Here is a 21231-nt window from a genome sequence, read left to right on the forward strand (position 1 = left end):
AACTTTAAACTAAAAACTTTAAACTTTATCTGAATTGAATCGCTTTAATAGGCTGAACCCGCCTGATTATGATAGTGGGTATTAACAGCACCAGAAAACAAATAACAAAAGTGGCAATGTTCACTGCGGCTATTTGCCACCATACAATATCAACGGCCGCCTGGGAAATATAGTAAGCGTCTTCAGGAAGTTTGATAAACCCGGTTTGATTTTGCAACCAGGCAATAAACAATCCACAGATATTTCCCAGCAACAACCCAAAGAAGGTAATAATAGCACCATGATACAGGAAAATGCCCCGTATGGTATAGTTACGGGCGCCCAACGCTTTCAATAACCCGATCATCCGGGTGCGTTCCAGCACCAGGATCAGCAAACAGGTAATTAAATTCAGGATGGCTATGCCGGTCATAATGGCCAGGACGATCAGGATGGTTTTATTCTGGAGGTTCAGCCAGTCGAATATGCTGGGATAAATGTATTTGATGGTATTGCTTTGTAACCCCAATGGAATATCGGGCACAATGTCTTCACTCACCTGGTCCATTTTATTATAATCATGCAGGAAGATCTCATATCCGCCAATGAGGTCGGGGCTCCAGTCGTTTAACCGTTGAATCAGTTTCAGATCGCCGATGGCGATCAGTTTATCGTATTCTTCAATGCCGGTTTTAAATATGCCGGCTACGGTTAATTTGCGGGTACGGGGCGGGGCACCTGGTTGAATGAAATAAATGAGCACCTGGTCATTCACGTCTAATTTTAACAAATTAGCTGTATAGGCGCTCAGCATAATTTCGTTGCTGTAACCGCTGTCGGTATATTTCAGCCAACGGCCCTTTACCCTGAATTTTTCCAGGTTGGTAAAATCATAATCTCTTTCTACGCCTTTGAACAGTACGCCCTCGATGGTTTCTGCTGTTTTAAGAATGGCGTTCTTGGTAGCAAACGCCTGCACGGTTTTAATGGCAGGAAATGATTTTTTAAGGCCCGTAACCGAATCACTGCGATGGATGGGTGTTTCTTCGGCAATGGCAACCCGCGCTGAATAATAGCTTTGAATACGAATATGCCCCCAGAAACTAAAAACCTTTTCACTAATGGTTTTTTGGAAGCCGCTGGCAAACGTAAGCGTCAGTATCATTACGGTAACGCTGATAACAGTAGCGCCAATTGACAACCGGATTACAAAACGGGAAAACGATTTCTGTTGATTGAACGCTATTCGGCGTGCTATAAATGCGGCAATATTCAACCGGCATAATTTTAGTTGGTCAAAAGTAATACTATTAAAACCAGGTTCCAAAGTTTCAAGGTTTTGACTTTCAGCCTTTGGTCGCCGTAGTTTTAACGAAGGAGATCCTCTGCTTTAAGTTTTTTCCTATTTTTAAAGGGACGAAACACACAACATGAAAAATATTCTCATATTATTCGTATCTGTACTCTTTGCAATGGGGGCTCATGCCCAACTAACAGACGCAATCATTCAGCCTAATATCAAAACGGTTCAGTTATTCCCCTCCGGCAATCAGTTGGGGTACCCGGTACTGGGTCTTAATAATGCCGATAAACTGGAATTACATTTCGATGACCTGGATGGCAATGTAAAAAGTTACTCCTATACATACCAGTTGTGCAATGCCGACTGGACACCCGCGATGTTGAGCAGCTTTGATTTTATAAAAGGGTTCTCCAACCAGCGGATCAATACCTACCGCATTTCTTCTGTTGCATTTACCCGTTACACGCATTACTCGGCTGTAATACCCGATAATAACTGTGCGCCTTCCCGCTCGGGCAATTATATCCTGAAAGTATACCTGAACGGCGATACGTCAAGGGTAGCGTTTACCAAACGCTTTTTGGTAGTAGACAACCAAACCTCCATTACAGCCCAGATACAACAGCCATTCAATGCAGAGATCTTCCGTACCTGGCAAAAAATACCCTTCCAGGTTACCCTGGGCGACCGGTTACAGGTAATGAACCACCTGCAGCAGGTAAAAGTGATGATTTTGCAGAACAACCGGTGGGACAATGCCCTCATCAATGTAAAACCAACTTTTTTCTCAGGCAAAAAACTTGATTACAACACCGAAGACCAGATCGTAATGCCCGGTGGTAAAGAATGGCGCTGGCTCGACCTGCGCAGCCTCCGTTTTCAAAGCGACCGGGTGGCAAAAGTCAATTATACCAACCGCAGCACAGAGATATTTGTAAAACCTGATGTAGACAGAAGTCAGCAGAAGTTTGTGTATTATCGCGATATCAACGGCATGTATACCATTGAAACAACGGAAAGCATTAATCCATACTGGCAAACCGATTATGCTACCGTACACTTTACCTATATGCCGCCGGAAAATGTTCCGCTCACCAACAAGGATCTCTTTTTGATCGGTGCATTGAATAATTACAACCTCAACGACAGCGCTAAAATGGTTTTCAATAACGAAACCCGCGTGTATGAGAAAACACTTTTTCTGAAACAGGGTTACTATAACTATAATTATGTGACCATCGATCAAACTGATCCCAAAAGAGCGGCCAGTTATGATTATACCGAAGGAAATTACTGGGACACCGAAAATGATTATATGATTCTGGTGTATTACCGGGCATTGGCCGGCAGGGTAGATGAACTGGTAGGTATTACCCATGTTAACTCACTCACCGGACGCAAAGGAATTGGAATTCAATAAACAAGAGGCAATAAACAATGGACAATTTTTTTATTATTTATTAATTGTCCATTGTCAATTGCCAATTGATTCCTACATTTGCACCCGGCAGGTCTTACACGACCAGCTCCCGCTGAACCCCCCCAGGGCCGGAAGGCAGCAAGGGTAGGTGGTTGTAGCGGTGCGATGTAAATCGCCTGCCTTTTTTTCTTTTTTTTGGTAATTGTCAATTACCCAACGGAACTGCACCAGCAGATTGAAGAAACTACCGCGAAAATACCAGCTCACACACACTCAATTACTACAAGTAAATTTAATAACAACTGGAAGTTGTAAATTTGCAGTTGCAATAAGCAATTAAAATCTATAATAATCATGAAGTTTTTTATTGATACAGCGAATCTTGCCCAAATTAAGGAAGCACACGACCTGGGTATCCTGGATGGCGTTACTACCAATCCTTCCCTGATGGCCAAAGAAGGCATTAAAGGGGATGATGCAGTAATGAAACATTACCTCACCATTTGCGAACTGGTTGATGGTGGCGATGTAAGCGCTGAAGTATTATCTACCAATGTAGATGAAATTATTGAAGAAGGTAAAAAGCTGGCAGCTATTCACCCCAGCATCGTGGTAAAAGTACCAATGATCAAAGATGGTGTGAAAGCATTGAAATGGTTTTCCGACAACGGCATTAAAACCAATTGCACACTGGTGTTTTCTGCAGGTCAGGCAATCCTGGCTGCCAAAGCAGGCGCCAATTATGTATCACCATTCATTGGCCGTATCGACGACAGCAACTGGGATGGCGTTGAACTGATTAAACAAATTGCGCAGATCTATAAAATTCAGGGATATAAAACCGAGATCCTGGCAGCTTCTATCCGCAGCCCATTACATATCGTAAAATGTGCTGAAGCAGGTTCTGATGTGGTTACTTCACCACTGGAACCAATCCTGGGCTTGTTGAAACATCCGTTAACTGATATCGGATTGGCTAAGTTCCTCGAAGACGCAAAGAAAATGCGTGCTGAACTGGCTGGCGCTAAATAAGCTAAAAAGCATAAAGAGTTTATAAAATAAAAGCCGTCCTGACTTAAGTCAGGACGGCTTTTATTTTAGGTTGAAAGAGCACTTAACAAGGACATAACAGGGACCTCGCAGGGACCAAGCAGGGACCTGAAAGGGATTTTATCCCTGTTTGGTCCGGGTATATCCCTGTTTGGTTCTCGCTTTACAATAGGCTGAACGCCTATAGTTCAGGTTCCCGTTACAAGGCCTTTCGAATTTCTTTTTTTCCTGCCCGATGAAGTGGGCGTATTTAATATTTCGTCAACCGTTCGTAATCGTTCGTTGTCTGCTGCTTTCTTTAAGTAGATATCAATTTCCTTCCAGATAGTGCTGTTATTTTTCAACACGGCCTTTACCGTCACTTTTTCACCCTTGAAGGCAGAATCCAGTACCAGGCTGTTACCCACAAACTTCCCGGCAGTGCAGGTGAAATCGATCTCTTTACTGGTCAGGGGCAGCCAGTGCCCATTCGACAGCTTGCCATCGACATTGATATAATTATGCACCCCCTTTTTAAGACTGTCGGTATACAGGTGAAAGAAAATACTGTCAACCTGCTGGGCCCGGCCAACCAAACAGGCGGTGGTTACCAACAGCAGCAGGAGCAGCTGCTTAACGGGTACGATGGTGATCTTTTTCAACATGGTGTTTTACGTATAATTGTCTTCAAAAATACAACGGTTTATTGGTCGTATTATTTGACCTTAACAGGGTCACCGGGTAATAACATCTAAATATAAACTCCTGTTAAACCTACCGTAGGGAACGGTTTACCCACAAGATATTAACATTTATAAACACCATTTCACAGGCTTGTTCCACAAACGTGCACAACTTTTGAAGTCTGTTAGGGGAAGCGGCACTATTTTGTATCGCTATTGGTTATATTTGTCGTTTCCTAAAAAAAACAGATCAAGTGCGCTTAAAAAGCTTAGAAATCAAAGGGTTCAAGAGTTTTGCCGATAAAACCGTACTTCATTTCGATGAGGGTATTACGGGTGTTATTGGGCCAAACGGTTGTGGTAAGAGTAATATTATCGACAGCATCCGCTGGGTGATCGGGGAGCAGAAGATCAGTCACCTTCGTAGCGAAAACCTTGAAAGTCTGGTATTTAACGGGTCAAAAACCCGGTCGGCCAGTGGTTTGGCCGAGGTGAGCCTCACCTTCGAAAATACGCGGAATCTGTTGCCTACTGAATTCAGCACCATTACTGTGACCCGAAAATTCTACAAAAGTGGGGAAAGTGAATACCGCCTGAACGATGTACAATGCCGCTTACGTGATATCCAGAACCTGTTCATGGATACCGGGGTAAGTACCGACAGCTACGCCATCATTGAGCTGGGTATGGTTGATGAGATCATTAAAGATAAGGAAAACAGCCGCCGCCGCATGCTGGAACAGGCTGCCGGGATCACTATTTACAAAACCCGCAAAAAAGAAGCTAAACAAAAGCTTGATGCTACCGAGCAGGATCTGGCCCGTATTGAAGACTTGTTGTTTGAAATAAACAACCAGTTAAAGACACTGGAAAACCAGGCTAAAAAAGCTGAGAAATACTACGAGATAAAGAAAGAATACCGCGAGTTGAGCATCGAGCTGGCAAAAGCCGCCCTCGAAGGATTCAATCTCACATACCGCGATCTCAATTCGAAATCTGAGGTGGAAACCGATAAAAAGATCCGCCTGGATGCAGAGATCGCCAACGAAGAAGCCGTGATTGAGCAGGAAAAAGTAGGGTTCATTGAAAAAGAACGCGCCCTGCAAAGCATGCAACACGAGTTCAACGACCTGTTGCAAACCCTGCGTACCAAAGAAAATGAAAAGAACCTGGCTTCTCAACGCCTGAACTTCCTGAAAGAGCGGGAAAACAGCCTGCAGGAATTCTTAAATAAGAGCGAAGGCACTTTGAAAGGTTTGGAAGAAAGCATCGAGTTTACCCGCACTTCAGTAGAAGAAGAAAAGGGCAAACTGGAAGGGTTGGAACAAATGGTGGAAGACCATAAAGACGCCGTAGAAAGCGCCCGCCACATCTTCGATGAAAAAAGAACACATGTAGACCGCCTGCGTGCTGAAAATCTCAGCCTGCAACGCAATCAGTTCGATGCAGAAAAGAAAGTAGCGGTAGCTGATACCTCTATTCAGAACGTGCAGAAAGCCATCAACCAGATTGAAGAAGAACGCGAAGCCCGCTACAGCCAGTTAAAACAACTGGAAGAAGAGAAAATGGTGAAGGAGCAGGAGCTGGAGAAAAGGCAACGCGACCTGGTGCAATTACAGGATCACCAGGAAAGGACCAAGGAAATGATCTTACAGGCCCAGGGCGAACTGGAATCATTACGTCAGCAACTGGCCGAAGAAAGCAGAAAGCTGGATGCCAAAAAGAACGAGCACGATCTGCTGAAAAGCCTGATCGACTCTATGGAAGGCTATCCCGAGAGCATAAAATTCCTGCACAACAACCCGGGCTGGAACCATACAGCACCTATTTTATCAGATATCATTTATGTAAAAGAAGAGTTTCGTGCCGCCGTTGAAAACGTACTGGAACCTTACCTCAACTATTACGTAGTGAACAACCTGCAGGAAGGTTTACAGGCCATACACCTGCTGGATAATAACAAGAAAGGTAAAGCGAATTTCTTCCTGCTCGATAAATTAAACGAGCATAAGAACGACAGCGGTCATGCGCCTGCCAATACCATTGCAGCCATGGACGTAATTGAGGTGGATACGCAATACCGTCAGCTGGCCGAATACCTGCTGGGCAATGTATTCATTGCCGAAAGCGACGACGCCCTGGCTACCAGCAATGGCTCGGTAGTGCTGGAGAAAACCGGTAAATATGTAAAAGGGAAATTCTCATTGACCGGTGGCAGCGTAGGTTTGTTTGAAGGTAAAAAGATCGGTCGTGCCAAGAACCTGGAGAAGTTACACGAAGAAATTGTAGCGCTGGAAGGCGTTGTGCAAAGCCTGAAAGAGGGCATTCAACAAAAGCACAACGAGGTGATCGGTTACAACGAACAGTTGAAAGATACCGTCATCAAACAGGCGCAACAGGATATCAATACGTTGACCAACCAGGTGTTCTCCCTGGAGAATAAGATGGAAAACCTGCACGGGTTGCAAAGTTCTTCTCAAAACAGAATGGAAGAATTGCAAATGAACCTGGAAGAAACAACTTCCTCTATCTCTGGCACCCGCCAGCAATGGATGGAGCTGGTGAACCAGTTGCAGGAACTGGGCGACCAACTGGCCAGTGTAGAAAATGAATACAAAAGAGCCGAAAGCGAGTATACCAATGCGCAAACGGTGTTCAATGAATACAACCTGCAGTTAACACGTCAAACCAGTAAGATCAACTCATTGACGCAGGAGCTGCAGTTCAAGAGCAAACAGCTGATTGAGTTGCAGCAACAGGTGGAATCCAATGCATCGCAGTTAAAGCAAACACTGGAGAACATCACGGAAAGTGCAGACCAGCTGGCCACTGCCGAAAACGGACTGGTAGACATGATGCGCCGCAAGGAAGAAGAAGAGAAAAAGCTGAACGAAGCTGACCAGGCTTATTACAATATGCGTAACGCCCTGGGTGAAAAAGAAAGCGAGCTGCGTCACAAATCAAAAGAAAGAGAACAGACCGAGCATTTGCTGGCTGAAATAAAAGACAAATTGAATGAACTGAAACTCCAGTTGGCGGGAATGAAAGAGCGGTTGAATGTGGAGTTCAAGATCAACCTGGATGATATCCTCGATCAACCCCGTACCGGCGAAACCCCGGTAGAGGAATTGCAGGAGAAAGGCGACCGCATGAAAAAGCGGTTGGAGAACCTGGGTGAGGTAAACCCCACCGCCATCGAAGCCTTTACTGAGATGAAAAAGCGGTACGAGTTCATTATGGAACAGAAGAATGACCTGGTAACGGCAAAAGACAGCCTGTTACAAACCATACAGGAGGTAGAGGCTACGGCAAACCAGCAGTTCCTCGATACTTTCAACAGGGTGCGCGAAAACTTCCAGAAGGTATTCAAGGCATTGTTCACCGAAGACGATTCGGCTGATATGATCCTGATGAACCCGGAGAACCTGGCAGAGACCAGTATCGATATTGTGGCCAAGCCTAAGGGAAAACGCCCATCATCGATCACGCAGCTGAGTGGTGGTGAGAAAACATTGACGTCGACCGCCTTGTTATTTGCGATCTACCTGATCAAACCGGCGCCTTTCTGTATCCTGGATGAGGTGGATGCACCGCTCGATGATGCCAACGTGGGTAAGTTCACGCAAATGATCCGCAAGTTCAGCCAGGAAAGCCAGTTCATCATTGTAACGCACAACAAACAAACGATGAGCGCGGTGGATGTGATTTATGGGGTAACCATGCAGGAGCCAGGTGTGAGCAAACTCGTTCCGGTCGACTTCCGGAACCTGAACTAACGAGGTTTAATGATTAGATATATTACCCTTTCCCGATTCGTCGGGAAGGGGTTTTTTGTTTTAGGGTATCCGCCACCGCTTTACAGAAATAATCTGACTTTAACCGCACGGATATTACCCAAAAGCGCACGGTTATTGCCCAAAAGTGCACAGTTATAAACTTGCGCAAAAAGTTTTAGCAACAAATGTTTACATTTGTGACACTTTACAGTGACTCTCCATTATAGCCATGAAATCACATATTACTGTAAAGAAATTAAGAAGCCCCGGGATGTGATCGCCGGGGCTTTTGTTTTATTTAGTGTCCATGGCCGTGACCGCCGCCTTTGCCGCCCTGCTGGCCTGTCATAGTGCCCAGATCGCGGTCGAACAGGTACATACCGCCTTTATCTTCACCTATCAGATTCAGTTTATCGATGATCTGGCGGGCAAGGCTTTCTTCCTCGATCTGTTCGGTAACATACCATTGCAAAAAGTTATGGGTGGTATAGTCTTTTTCCTGAATGCACAGTTCAACCAGTGCATTGATCTCATTAGATACCTTTACTTCATGTGAATGCACAATTTCAAAGATCTCCCGCACGTTTTTAAACTCGTTCTGGGGGGCCGCAAAGGCTGGAACAATACCATGGCCGCCGCGGTCGTTTATGTAATGGAATAATTTCAGCATATGCATTCTTTCTTCATCGGAATGATGGTACAAAAACTGCGCTACGCCGTTGTATCCCTTTACCTCGGCCCAGGAGCCCATGGCCAGGTAGTACATTGAAGAATATCCTTCCAGGTCGATCTGCCTGTTTAAAGCCGCTTCAATTTTACTCGAGATCATAATGATTAGTTTAAACTAATTTACTGAATTTATTAGTTATTTACCGATCATCTTTATTTTTGAATCATGCGTACAATCCTTTTGTTGATCTGCTCTAATGTGTTTATGACAATTGCATGGTATGGTCATTTAAAACAGCATCAACTGCCCATCTGGAAGGCTATATTGATAAGCTGGGGAATTGCTTTCTTTGAATATTGTTTAATGGTGCCGGCCAATCGCTGGGGATTTAGCAATGGGTTTACCGGGTTTCAGTTAAAGATGACCCAGGAAGTGATCACCCTGGTGGTATTTACCGTGTTTGCCATGGTGTATTTACACGAGCCTTTTCACTGGAAATACCTGGTGAGCTTTGCTTTGTTATTGGGGGCGGTATACTTTATGTTTAAGAAATAGCTGGTGATTTGTAAGTGTACGGAAATAAGAAGCTGTAGCAGGTTCCATGGTACGGTAGCAGGTCTTCCCTGCAACATGGAACTTGAAACCTGGAACGGCCTTTATAATACAAGTTTTGCTATTTTACCGTTACCACCCGCTAAAAAAACAACTTTTCCTTTCTTCGCTTTCCGGCAAACGTGAAAACCGTTTTCACTCAGGAGGCGCCAGGTGAGCCCACTATCGGTAGAAAGGTCAACGCCTGAGATGCCGCAACTCAACAGTTTTTTACCGGTAATATATATAATACTGCTGCGATAACCGTGGGGCGGGGTAGCAGGGTGGATCCAGGTATGCCCCCCATCATGTGTAAGCACACAATTGAGCGTGGTATCTTTATAATTGATAAAATCGCCACCGGCAATAATAAAAGTATTGCTAACCCGCGGACCATCGGTGCGTACCGCAATGGAATTGGCGCCCGTACTTTCTTTTCCCTGTATAATAGGCAGCGAACGGCCACCGGCATCATCATGTACCCGGCTGATGGTTCCCCCGCTTACAAATAGAAAATCCTTATTACGGAAATAATAGATGTTACTGCCGCTGCTGGCAAAACATCCTTCGCCGGGGGCGGCATTCGACTGCATAATGGAAGGCGTTTTGGTCCAGGTATTGCCGCCATTGGTGGTTTTTGCGATATAAAATTTAGAATCGATGGGGTCACCCACTACAATGCCATGTTTACTATCATAAAAATCCATGGCATCGAGGAACATGCCTTTGGTAGAATCAGTAAAAACAACCTTCCAGCTGGTGCCGCCATCTGTTGTCTTTAAAATATAGGCGGGTTCGGCTATACCCATAATGAGGGCAGTATTCGCATTGAAGGCTTCTATATCGCGGAAGTCAGTTTTCTCAAACCCTTTTACGGTGATCCATTGCCAGGTTTTACCACCGTTCAGCGACCGGCCAACGGTACCCTTACTGCCGCTTACCCAAATAACGTTGTCGTTTACGGGACACAATCCGCGTATTGATACGGCCTGTCCGCTGGTGAGCATTTCAATGGTTTGTGCGGAAGATAAAAAAGGCAGAACAGTTGATAGGAACAGGAATATGTACAGGCGCGCAGTCATGGGTGTAGTAAGTTTGGCCTGAATTTAAACAAAAAGCCCTCCCGACGAGTCGGAAGGGCTATATAATTTTTTCAGTCGAACCTACCAAATTTGAACTGTCTTCAATGGCATCGGATATTTTTTCAAAGGTAAAACACGTTATTGGCTACGGGTTTTCAGGATATCGACTGGGTTTTCCAAAGGGTTTAACTGGATCTGGTTCTTTGGATCTGGAAATTGGACTTAATACTGTGAACGGTTTTTTAGGATACTTAGGATACGATCTACATTGTTTGTGAAATCGCTTTTGGAACAGTTGATCTTTACACTTGATATTGGACGGTGGTTTGGATATCTGGACTTTAAAACCTCTTTAAAAAAACTTACTGACTACTAAATCAGTGAATCAAAAATATATGTTAAACCCATTTCCTCATAGAGCAAATGTGCCCAATTTAAAACCTTCAGTTATTACGTGGGGATTAGTTTAAATACAGTGGTGAACCGGGGAATACCCAGTTAGTGGTATAGTATATCTACGATTTTGGAGAACGGGAAGCCCGTTTTGGCAGCAGTATAAGGGACTTCTTACCGGAGTGGTTGACCACAAAAATAGCGGAAAATTTACGCATAGGTTTCGCTGTGAATAAAAAGGGGAAAACTGTTAACGGAGACACCGGTGTAAAAGAAGGGTGTAATAATACAAAAACAGATGTGCCACTTCACAGGTAAAACAGCGGTTGTTTGATACAGATATAACCTAATTGTTTAACCGCAATTAGCAGCTAAAACGATAAAAATAAAGGAATAACTATTTTGCTGATCGCTAATACCCAAATACCCTGTGTGCAATCGATTGTGTAAACACGTTTTTGAGTACAGTATTTTATGCAGAATGGGGCAAAAGTACAATTACTGAATAAAGCAACCGACGCAATATTGTGCAGGATTTTAGCGATTTTAGTTCGTAATTCTTTGCATGATTTCGAAAAGTATTATATACCAGATCGTATCTGTTTTAGCCTTGGGATTGTATTTCGTACCTATGCTTGTTGTATTGTTAAAGAAGCTATGGGCGGCTGTTCCATTCAGGCTGTTTGCATTGTACTGGCTCATATGTGCGCTGGCCAACCTCGTTGAATATTGTCATTTGTCGCACCAGGTGCTTGACCTGTATACCGTGATCTATAACTTACTGGATATTCCTTTTGTACTTACCATATTTTACTTCTCTACAACCTCACCTGTTGTTAAAAAGTTCATCAAAATAGTAGCACCGGCATTACTGGCATCAGGATTTGTTAACTGCATGATCAGGGGATTCAATACCGGTTCACTGGAATATGTGCTGGGTGGGGAACTATTGATTGTGCTGGGAGTAATTGTTTGGGAGATCATTTTAAAATTACAGCAGATCAGACTGACGGGGCCTGTAAAAGGCCTGCTGTTGATCTATGCGGCCCTGTTTTTTGAATACGGAACTTTTGTTGTTATTTATATCTTCGATTATTTCCTGCCAGGCACTTCTACAACAACCGATAATTTCCTGGTGTATTATTTATCTTCTACGGTAGCGCTTCCGGTTGCTATCTGCGGTTTCCTTACAAAGGGCATTAAAACACCGCCACAGGTAGTGGCTGATGAAAGGCAATGGGCAATGGGTTGACAAGTTGACAAGTTAACAAGTTGATGAGGTAACAAGTTGATGAGGTTGATAAGGGAAAGCCAAACCCAGGCCCACCGACTCCGCTCGGGACCGCGAACTCAGTACTCAATAGCCTAATAACCTAATAACTTAAAACATAGAACTCTTATAGATTGATAATCGCGTAGGCTGTTTCACTAACATATGGTCCGCCGGGATAACGGGCGGTATAATCGAGGTTGATCCAGTATTGGCCGTTTTGTTCGTGGTAATACATGTTGTCGATGGCTTCGTTGCCAAAAAGATGAATAACGGCCTGTTGCATCATCTCGAACTGTTTTTCGTCGCCACATAACAGTTCAGGATATAAGTGGCCATCTGTCAGGATCATGCGGCAATGAGCGCCTATGGCCTTCATACACGACACCATTAAAATGGTATGGTCATCGCAATCGCCCCCCAGTCCGTTTTGAATGGTTTCCCGGGCGGTGGCAAAGTATTCGTCCCTTTCCGAGTCAGATACATACTTGAAGTTGCTGTTGATGTGCTTGAACAGCGACAACAGCCGTACCTGTGAACCATACTTGGGATAATATTCATCAAACGATTCCAGTGAGTATTTTACAGAGTAATTGCGCACCACCGAGTCGGTGGCTATTACTTTCGACTGAAGCGCTTTTACTGTTTTAGTTAACGGGCCGTCAAAAAAGGTAGGCCGTAACACCAGGTCAATTTCCTTTTGTTCTTTTTTACCCCAGTTGTTCTGCACCATGGTCTTATAATCCCTGATCATATTGCCAAAGCCATAACCATTGGTCAGTTGATTATAAATAAGCACCAATATAAGCAGGCCAACAGCCGGTAATAATAAAAAGCGAAACAGCCGGAGGGTGAGAAATGTTAAGGTGCCGGCCAAAATAATGGAAACGGTGAGGTCAAGGTTCCAGTCGCCCAGAATCAAAGGTGGAATGTAACGGTTAATAAGTGGCGCCAACGGGATCACTGCCAGTATACTCAATATAACCAGCAGTACTTTCCGGGTATGGCCGTATTTATCCTGGGCTTGGTTCATAACGCACTTACTTTACAGAAACGAAAGTTCAACCATTTTGTTTGTATGGCAAGTGTTAAGCTTTCTGTAATTAAACCGGTAATGATTTTACCTGATAAACCGGTAAAACAATACATGGAGTGTACCAGGCGCTTACCGCCAGCCCGCCGAATTTGATCCCCTGTAACATCATGAATCAAAATGGTAACTGGTTAAGCAAACTTACATAAAAAACTGCGAGAAAAGAATAGCCGGAAGTTGGTAAGTTTATGTTAATGAAGTATAAAAAAATAAGGTTTAAAGTAGCAACTCTAACATGATTGGGCAGTTCTCTTTTGTAAAGAGAAAACATGCGAAAAGAGTTAACAACTTTAAACCTTATACATTATACTTTAAGCCTCATTATTCGTCATCTTCTTCCTCATAATAGGCATCCGCGCTGTCATTATAAACAGCTTCCCATTCTTTCACTTTGTCATCACTCAACAGTTCCAGAATGTCGAAGATCGGATCGTTTTTCTTTTTCCACACCATCACCGGCATATCCTCATACTGAGTAATATACAGGCACAGGTCGGTTTCTACCGTGATTTTAATAAGCGTTACAGGTTCGTCTTCTTTTTCCTGTATCAGATAAAAACAGCCGGGCTCTAACAATGAATAAGAATACATACTAATATCCTCCACCTTTTTTAATGTTTCAAAAAAGAAGAATCAACAGGTTGCAAGCCGAATTAAATGGGTAGTATACGCGTTACGTTCTACAGAATTTAATGAGTTGGTTCCATGTAGTATAAATGGGATGTAAGTAAAGTGTCCCGTTTCGCGTACAATTCAAAATTAGCATAAAAAAACACACCGGCAATACACCCGGTGGCTGCCAGACCGAATTTATAATTTGTTTAAAGTTGCCTATTGATAATCAATTTGTTAGATGATTTAGCTTTTATAGCGCCGGGCCATTAATTGATGAAATTTAAATTTTCGGAAAGGATGTTTAAAACCCATTTTTGGCACCGCATTTTTGACAGTTTTCGGCCTCCCCCCACCCCCTCCGGTGGAGGGGGAGTTTTGCATCACACTGATAATTATTTGACTTAATCTATTCATGACATATGCATCGCCTACAGTCAGCGCAGCGGTTTTCTTTCAGCTTTAACCTTTCAGCCTTCATCCCGTATTTGCAGCTTACATCCTTCGGCTGTTTCCCATTGCCCATTGCCTACTGCCTTTCTTTTCTGCCTTCTGCCCTCATTCCAACACCTTCCCCCTAACCAATTGAATACCACGTACTTTCTGGTTTTTTACCGTCTGTTCCGACAAGCGCAGGTGCCGGGCTATTTGTTTATTGCTGAACCCGCCCAGGTAACTGAGCAAAATGATTCGGCGGCATTGCTGAGGCAACGATTCCACGCCGGAATAAATAGCATGCAGCAGCTCTGACCGGGTAATGCTGTGCAGCACGGATTCTTCTATTTCATCGGTCAGGATCCGCAGGTCAGTCTTTACCCGGGCCAGGGTGCGGTATTTTCGATTTTGGTTAATGCAGGCATTCCTGGTGCTGAGATACAGAAAGCTTCTTATGGCAACCGGCGAATTGAATTGATCCTGCTTTTGCCAGTATTTTAAAAATAACTCCGTTACAATGTCTTCTGCCACCAACGGATCGATCAGAAATTTCCGCGCAAAAAACACCAATGGATTATAATAGCGGTTATAGGTTTCCGCAAATGACACAGGGTGCGGTATACGCATAAAAAAAGGTTTATGGTAAAACGATTATTGCAGACTGTTATCTGGTTGGGTGGGAATGCTCGTAACGTGGAACGGTGTAAAATTAAAACAAAAACACCCTATGTCCCTAATACAATGTAGTGCAGCAATTATGCTGTATAACGTTCATTGATAAGCTCTATAATAGTATGGCGGCTATCCTCCACATGCGGTTCATCATTTTCAATGGAATTTACCAGACCGGCCAGCTCTTCATCATGCACCGAATGCCGTAACCAGTTGGAGTAGTCTTTTCTTTTTAAATGATAACGCCAGGTTTCTTCATCTATCCCGGCTGCCATTTGGGTAAACACCATCAGGTTGTAGGCTTTTAAATTCAGTTTGTTTTCAGGGCCGCGAAAATAAAAGCTGTTGTAATCCATATCACCCGTAGCATACTTCTTTTTGTGACGCTGTTGCAGGTGTGCCGGTGTACCGGTTTTTATAAGCACGGGTTCGTTGCCGGCAGTAATGTCCCACACCCAGGCCTGTCCTTTTTGCAGTGGTGCTACGGCATTGTCGGGCAGTGGAATATTCCTGAAGCGGCTGAATGCAGAAATAGCTTTGGCGGCGTCTTCGCCCATAGAGATCAACAGCGTTATTTTATTCAACACCGCTTCATTCATCCCCTCGGTCGAAATGCTGATGAAGAGGAAGTTTTTAAAATCATCGGGGATGGCATAGTAGGAGGGGGCAGCGGGAGCAGGTAGCATATGATGGGCTTCGTCGGCAATGATCCAGTGCGGGTGACCGGTTTCCTTGCGCATTTGCGACAAAGCGGATAGCAGGCTGTTGAAGAAACGTGGCCGGTCATCGAGCGGAAGGGCCAGAATGCAAACGATCACACTTTGCAGCGGGTTGTTCAATAGGGATAACACTTCCTCCACTGCCGGTGCGTGTTCATTATCGCCGATTCGAACGGAGCCGGGTAGTTGCAGGTAATCGCCTTCGGGATCAATTAAACAGAACTGGTAATTCTTTTCCAGTAATTTTTCCAGTATAAATGTGGTCATGGTACTTTTACCACTTTGTGTGGTACCCGAAAGCAGGATATTGGGCCCGTATGGACAAACGCTGAAGTCTGCTGAGCTAATCTGTTGTCCCAGGTGCAGATAATGACGCGTTAGATGACAATCCAGGTCCTGCAGGTCGTTTTCCAGTAAACGGTCTATAAGCTCTATTACGCCCTTTCCGTGCGGATGAGCTGTAACCCAGTCGGCATGGTGTTGAACGGCAGGTAACGCGTTTGATACAGCTACAGCGCATTCGGCTGCCTGCAGCATGGCGTTGTCGTTCTCAGCATCGCCAACGGCCACCACATTGTGCAGCGACAGGTTCAGTTCTTTCAATGTTTCTTTCAGGCCTTTTGCTTTGTTGATACCTGCCGGCAATACCATCACGGCCCCTTTGTTGAAGATCACCTGCAGTTCCAGTCCCTCTTTTTTGATGGCTTCCAAAACGGTGTTTTGATGCGGTTCCCAGGTAGCCACGATCACTTTACCTACCGACAATGGTTTTGCCTGCTGGTGCAGTTCATTGATAAACGAAGCCGGCGGCCGTTCACCCAGCAGGCGTTCTTCTTTGGTAGCAGGGTTATACAACAGGGCACCGTTTTCCGCAACTATGCGGTCGAACAGTTCATACTCGGGAAAATCAACTTTCAGTTCATCCAGCACCCGGCCGGTGACCAGTATCAGCAGGCGGGTGGAAGCTTTAAGCCGGTACAGCGCATCTATCACTTCCTGCTCCACCTTGCCATGCGTGGCCAGGGTACCGTCATAATCAGCTGCCAGACATAAATATCTCATTACCTGAAGTTTCAAATGATGGTACAATCATACGGCCAGTACACCTGCGCAAAAAAATACCCATTTGCAGCGTTTGAAAGAAAATGATGGCCTTAACCAATACTTATTGGCATAAAAGTTTCTGAAACCTAATAAAAAGACTGTTATGCGAGCTATTTGGACAGGAGCCATCGGTTTTGGGTTGGTAAATATCCCCATAAAAATTTACAGCGCAGTAGAGGCCAGTGAGCTTGACCTTGACATGCTGGATAAAAAAGACCATTCCAACATTCATTTCCAGCGTGTGAATGCAAAAACGGGCAAGGAAGTAGCCTGGGAGAATATTGTGCGTGGTTACAAGCTCAACGGGCAATACGTGGTGCTCACCGATGAAGATTTTCAAAAAGTACGCCCTGAAAAGAACAAGCTCATCAATATTGCCGAGTTTGTCGATGAAACAGAGATAGATACCATGTATTACGAAAATCCGTATTACCTGGCGCCCGATAAAAGTGGGGTGAAAGCGTATAACCTGTTGCGTGACGCATTGGAAGAAACGGGCAAAGTGGGGCTGGGAACCTATGTACTGCGGAACAAAGAAAGCATTGGCGTTATAAAACCACACGAAGATGCATTGGTATTGAATAAGATACGTTTTGGCGAAGAAATACGGGATACTGCCGGGCTGGGTATTAAGGCAACCAAAAGCAAACCTGCCGAATTAAAAATGGCCATCGCTCTCATCAATCAGTTGACGGGCGAATTTGACATCACCCATTTCAAGGATACCTACTCGGCCGATCTGTTAAAGCTGATCAAAGACAAAGCGAAAGGCAGGAAAATTCAGGTGCCTCAAATGCGTGTAGTGCATTCACGCTCAAAAGACCTGATGGAACAATTGAAAGCAAGCATTGGGAAGAAGGAAAAAGGCAGCAGCCGACGGAAAGCATCCTGACCGGACAAATTCTATCAATTAACATGTTAAAAGCCTTTTCTGACCTCAAAAAAATTCAGTAAATTAGTAGAAGTCCATTGCGTGTTTTTGTTAACGATTAACTAAACAGCGGTTATTGAACGCCTGACTGAAATAAAATTTCACGTCTACAGATACGGAATGATAATTAATAACATATCAAAACTTCACGCTTGTGGAATACCAACAAACAGCCGAGATTTTGAATGACCTTTCTGCGATTAACCGCGAACGGGCCAAGGCTTATGAAGAAGCGTCTTTTCTGAATTTTATTTTTAACCTCGAGCTGCGGGGCTCATTTGCATTGCTGGCCAATCAAAGCCGGCAGAACAGTTTTTCGCTCCGTCAGTTCCTGGAACAGGTGCAAAGCCACCTGCCGGTTTCAAAAAAGCCAATGCCACAGCTCAGTTTTGGTGAGTTGTACAACCAATGGAAAGAAATGGGTGTTTCCTTTTCAGGCCCCAACATTTACGACATGCTGAAAAGCAGCGAACAGGGTGAGGAAGCCATACAGGTTATTTATACCCGGGCCATTGAACGGTTGCCGGCCGGTGACCTGCATTACCTGTTAGAGACCCAGTTACGCGGACTGCAAACATCTCACAGTGTTGTAAAAGGAATTCTGAACCAGCCGCAAAAGATGCCACAGAAAATGAAGAGGTCGATTTAGGCGTTTTAAACGCTTTATTCGCTTCCCATGCTATTGATCTTACTGAGCACCTTTTTCAAGTTAATACCTTTCCCCAATACGGGTTTAAAGATATCGCCCACCTCTTTAGCCCGGCTATACATATTTTCGATGGTAAAATCCTGCATGCTCAATCCCTTTTTAACTTCTTCCCAATGCAAAGGCGCTGAAGCAGTAGCGCCCGGTCTGGGACGCAATGAATAGGGGGCTGCAATGGTTTGTATAGTTCGATTTTGTAAATAATCGAGGTATATCTTGTTTTTCCTTTTCGCCGGACTTCGTTCCAGGCTGGTAAAGGAAGGCATTTCATTGTATGCCATCGTCACTATTAATTCTGCTAACTGTCTGGATTGATCGTAATCATACACCGCGCCCAGCGGAATATAAATATGCAAACCGGTTGAACCGGAGGTTTTGCAATAGGTATCGATGTTCAGCCCGTCTGTAAGCTGTTTTATAACCTGGGCAGCTTCAATTACTTTGTCAAACGATATGTTACCGGGGTCCAGATCGATGACGCACCAGCTTGGGTTTTCCGGTTTTTTAGTGGTGCTGTGCCACGGATTCATTTCAATGCAACCCAGGTTGGCCATATATAGCAGCGAAGCTTCATCGGTACAAACCAGGTATTGTTTGGTTTCACCATCCGATTCGCTCAGATAATCATGTTTTACCAGCCAGTCGGCCACCTTGCCGCCGCTTACATCTTTTTGATAAAAGCCCGGTTTATTGATGCCGTTGGGATGCCGGTTCATCGATTGCGGCCTGTCCTTTAAATAAGGAAGAATAAAGGGCGCCATTTGGTCGTAATAATTGATCAGGTCGCGTTTGGTGTATTTATCGGCCGGCCAGTATATTTTATCGAGGTTGGTAAATGTCAGTTCTTTTTTGTCGATGGTAACAACCTGTTCTTTTGCTGAATCATGCAACAATTCCGTAGTCCCTTTGGGGGCAGCCGCTTTTTTGGCTGGGGTGGAACCGGTTTTCTTTTGCGTTGTTTTCGTTGGCATCTTTTGGGAAGTTTGTTTTTTTGTGGATTTGGTATCTATGTGAACAGCATTTTCCTTATGTACTTCTTTAGCGTTCTTATCTTCCCGCAAACCCATGAATATAGGCTGGCGCAGGATATTGTCTTTGGTCCATTCAGAGAACTTAACCTCGCCCACCAAAACCGGTTTTACCCAGGTGCAGGGCATATTGGTTTTTGGTTTGGTGGCAAAAGCAGGTTTGTCGATGACCAATGGCTTCAGCTTTTTATATATTGCTTCCAGTGATTTTTCATTGAAGCCGGAACCGGTATGGCCTACATAGATCAGTTTATCGTTTTCATAAACGCCCAATACAAGCGCCCCAAAATGACTGCGGCTTCCCCTGGTTTCAGTAAAGCCTGCAATAACCACTTCCTGCCGTTGAACAGATTTGATCTTGAGCCATTGCCGGGTGCGGATTTTGGGCGTATAGGCGCTGTCGCGTTCTTTGGCCATAATGCCTTCCAGTCCCTGTTTAATGGCGGCTTTAAAAAAGGGAATGCCTTTATTTTCAATATGATCGCTGTAACGCAGCATGGGGTGTTCCGGCAATATTTGTTGCAGGATCGTTTTGCGTTCAACCAATGGGAGGTGCATGAGGTTATAGCCATTGAGCCACAACACGTCAAACACATAATACACCAGTTCTCCCTCGCCATTTTTTTGCCATTGTTGCAGCAATTGAAAATCACTTCGACCGTCCTCGTTCAGCGCAACGATCTCGCCGTCGAGCACCGCTTCCAGCCGCAGTTCTTTCAAAGCGTCTACTACGGGCGGAAACTTTTTATTGAAAGAAAGGTCTTTCCGCGACATAACAGTCACATCGCCCTCATCGACATAGGAAAGCGCGCGATAACCATCGTATTTTATTTCGAAGATCCAGTTGTTGTCATCAAACGAATCATCGGTAAGCGTGGCCAGCATGGGAATAATACCCGATGGCATAGCTTGCCGTTTACTCTTTTTTATGAGTGCTTCTATTGCCTGTGGAAGTTTTTTTTTGACGGGTTGACTTTTTGCAGCGGCTGTTTTGCGGGGTGATTTTTTAGCGGCACTGCTTTTTTTTGTGGAAGTGGCTTTCTTATTACTTACCCATTCATGGTTACTTTCTTTGGCTACCTGTTCCAGTTTCATGCCTGATTGAACTGATTTGGCCTTTTTGGTAACGTCTGTTTGGGACGCGTATTTATCATTGTGTTTTATCAGCAGCCAGGCATTGTCTTCGCTGCTTTTTATTTGTACCAGCGCAAACTCACCTTTTAATTTCTGACCATGTAAAATGATCTTTAAGGAGCCTTTGCGCAATTGTTCCAGCAAATGTTTTTCTGCTTTTTGCGGATCGTCGTGGAACTCGATGGGTTCGTAGGTGCCTTCATCCCAAACAATCACGGTGCCGGCACCATAGTTGCCTTCCGGAATAATGCCTTCAAAGTCTTTATAGTCGTAAGGGTGGTCTTCCACCATCATGGCCAGGCGTTTGTCGGCCGGGTTCATGGAAGGCCCTTTGGGAATGGCCCACGATTTCAGCACCCCATCCATTTCAAGCCGGAAGTCATAATGCAAACGGGTGGCGTCGTGTTTTTGAACAACAAAATGCAGTTGACGGGCAACTGCTTTCTTTTTGCCGGCAGATTTTTTACCCGCCGGCTCCGGTGTCTGGTTAAACGACCGTTTCTTTTTATAAGTAGCAAGACTCATAAGAAGCGTTTCAAAAAAGTTATGCCAGGAATACAGCTTAAAGCTGTAAGGCTAAAATTGAAAGCAACCGCGTCGC

At 44.5% G+C, this 21231-nt stretch carries 16 protein-coding genes and 1 other RNA gene; 8 read left to right on the top strand and 9 right to left on the bottom strand.

What is annotated here, in order from left to right; all coding sequences use genetic code 11:
• Positions 1-25 precede the first annotated feature (25 nt).
• A complete protein-coding gene (locus BMX95_RS26575) occupies positions 26-1306 on the bottom strand; it encodes an ABC transporter permease (RefSeq protein ID WP_242673007.1) in 1281 nt (426 codons plus the stop codon).
• Positions 1307-1409: 103 nt separating this feature from the next.
• On the opposite strand from BMX95_RS26575, the gene BMX95_RS26580 reads away from it, so the two are divergent.
• The 3 genes from BMX95_RS26580 (at position 1410) to fsa (ending at position 3734) form a co-directional block, all read left to right on the top strand.
• Complete coding sequence (locus BMX95_RS26580) at positions 1410-2702, top strand: type IX secretion system plug protein (RefSeq protein ID WP_081198030.1); 1293 nt, start codon at positions 1410-1412, stop codon at positions 2700-2702.
• Positions 2703-2787: 85 nt separating this feature from the next.
• Positions 2788-2887: signal recognition particle sRNA small type (gene ffs, locus BMX95_RS26585), an RNA gene on the top strand.
• A gap of 169 nt (positions 2888-3056) precedes the next feature.
• A complete protein-coding gene (gene fsa, locus BMX95_RS26590) occupies positions 3057-3734 on the top strand; it encodes a fructose-6-phosphate aldolase (RefSeq protein WP_081198029.1) in 678 nt (225 codons plus the stop codon).
• A 206-nt stretch (positions 3735-3940) separates the two neighbouring features.
• On the opposite strand, the gene BMX95_RS26595 is transcribed toward fsa, so the two are convergent.
• The gene (locus BMX95_RS26595; protein ID WP_081198028.1) at positions 3941-4396 is read right to left on the bottom strand and encodes a hypothetical protein; all 456 of its coding nucleotides are present in this window, start codon (positions 4394-4396) and stop codon (positions 3941-3943) included.
• 272 nt (positions 4397-4668) lie between these two features.
• Between BMX95_RS26595 and smc the strand changes: the two genes are divergently transcribed.
• Positions 4669-8190, top strand: a complete 3522-nt coding sequence (gene smc, locus BMX95_RS26600; protein ID WP_081198027.1) for a chromosome segregation protein SMC — start codon at positions 4669-4671, stop codon at positions 8188-8190.
• Positions 8191-8488: 298 nt separating this feature from the next.
• On the opposite strand, the gene BMX95_RS26605 is transcribed toward smc, so the two are convergent.
• Complete coding sequence (locus BMX95_RS26605) at positions 8489-9019, bottom strand: ferritin (protein WP_081198026.1); 531 nt, start codon at positions 9017-9019, stop codon at positions 8489-8491.
• Between the two features lie 66 nt (positions 9020-9085).
• Between BMX95_RS26605 and BMX95_RS26610 the strand changes: the two genes are divergently transcribed.
• Positions 9086-9415 (top strand): DMT family protein, encoded by a 330-nt coding sequence (locus tag BMX95_RS26610; protein ID WP_081198025.1) that lies wholly within the window; start codon positions 9086-9088, stop codon positions 9413-9415.
• Positions 9416-9516: 101 nt separating this feature from the next.
• On the opposite strand, the gene BMX95_RS26615 is transcribed toward BMX95_RS26610, so the two are convergent.
• A complete protein-coding gene (locus tag BMX95_RS26615; RefSeq protein ID WP_081198024.1) occupies positions 9517-10533 on the bottom strand; it encodes a WD40/YVTN/BNR-like repeat-containing protein in 1017 nt (338 codons plus the stop codon).
• Between the two features lie 958 nt (positions 10534-11491).
• Here BMX95_RS26615 and BMX95_RS26620 point away from each other — a divergent pair.
• Positions 11492-12178 (top strand): hypothetical protein, encoded by a 687-nt coding sequence (locus BMX95_RS26620; RefSeq protein ID WP_090519625.1) that lies wholly within the window; start codon positions 11492-11494, stop codon positions 12176-12178.
• A 145-nt stretch (positions 12179-12323) separates the two neighbouring features.
• Here the strand turns inward: BMX95_RS26620 and BMX95_RS26625 are convergent, their stop codons facing one another.
• The 4 genes from BMX95_RS26625 to BMX95_RS26645 form a co-directional block, all read right to left on the bottom strand.
• Positions 12324-13229, bottom strand: a complete 906-nt coding sequence (locus tag BMX95_RS26625; RefSeq protein WP_081198022.1) for a transglutaminase domain-containing protein — start codon at positions 13227-13229, stop codon at positions 12324-12326.
• 381 nt (positions 13230-13610) lie between these two features.
• The gene (locus BMX95_RS26635; RefSeq protein ID WP_165758829.1) at positions 13611-13895 is read right to left on the bottom strand and encodes a hypothetical protein; all 285 of its coding nucleotides are present in this window, start codon (positions 13893-13895) and stop codon (positions 13611-13613) included.
• A 564-nt stretch (positions 13896-14459) separates the two neighbouring features.
• On the bottom strand, positions 14460-14963 hold the full coding sequence (locus BMX95_RS26640; RefSeq protein WP_081198019.1) for an RNA polymerase sigma factor: 504 nt from the start codon (positions 14961-14963) through the stop codon (positions 14460-14462).
• Positions 14964-15091: 128 nt separating this feature from the next.
• Complete coding sequence (locus BMX95_RS26645; protein WP_081198018.1) at positions 15092-16789, bottom strand: HAD-IIB family hydrolase; 1698 nt, start codon at positions 16787-16789, stop codon at positions 15092-15094.
• Positions 16790-16934: 145 nt separating this feature from the next.
• Here BMX95_RS26645 and ku point away from each other — a divergent pair, with 145 nt between their 5' ends.
• Complete coding sequence (ku, locus tag BMX95_RS26650; protein ID WP_081198017.1) at positions 16935-17723, top strand: non-homologous end joining protein Ku; 789 nt, start codon at positions 16935-16937, stop codon at positions 17721-17723.
• Between the two features lie 193 nt (positions 17724-17916).
• Positions 17917-18411 (top strand): ferritin family protein, encoded by a 495-nt coding sequence (locus BMX95_RS26655; RefSeq protein ID WP_081198016.1) that lies wholly within the window; start codon positions 17917-17919, stop codon positions 18409-18411.
• 14 nt (positions 18412-18425) lie between these two features.
• Here the strand turns inward: BMX95_RS26655 and ligD are convergent, their stop codons facing one another.
• Positions 18426-21155 (bottom strand): DNA ligase D, encoded by a 2730-nt coding sequence (ligD, locus tag BMX95_RS26660; RefSeq protein ID WP_081198015.1) that lies wholly within the window; start codon positions 21153-21155, stop codon positions 18426-18428.
• Between the last annotated feature and the right edge of the window lie 76 nt (positions 21156-21231).

This window comes from Niastella yeongjuensis (genome assembly GCF_900110245.1).
Lineage (GTDB): Bacteria > Bacteroidota > Bacteroidia > Chitinophagales > Chitinophagaceae > Niastella > Niastella yeongjuensis.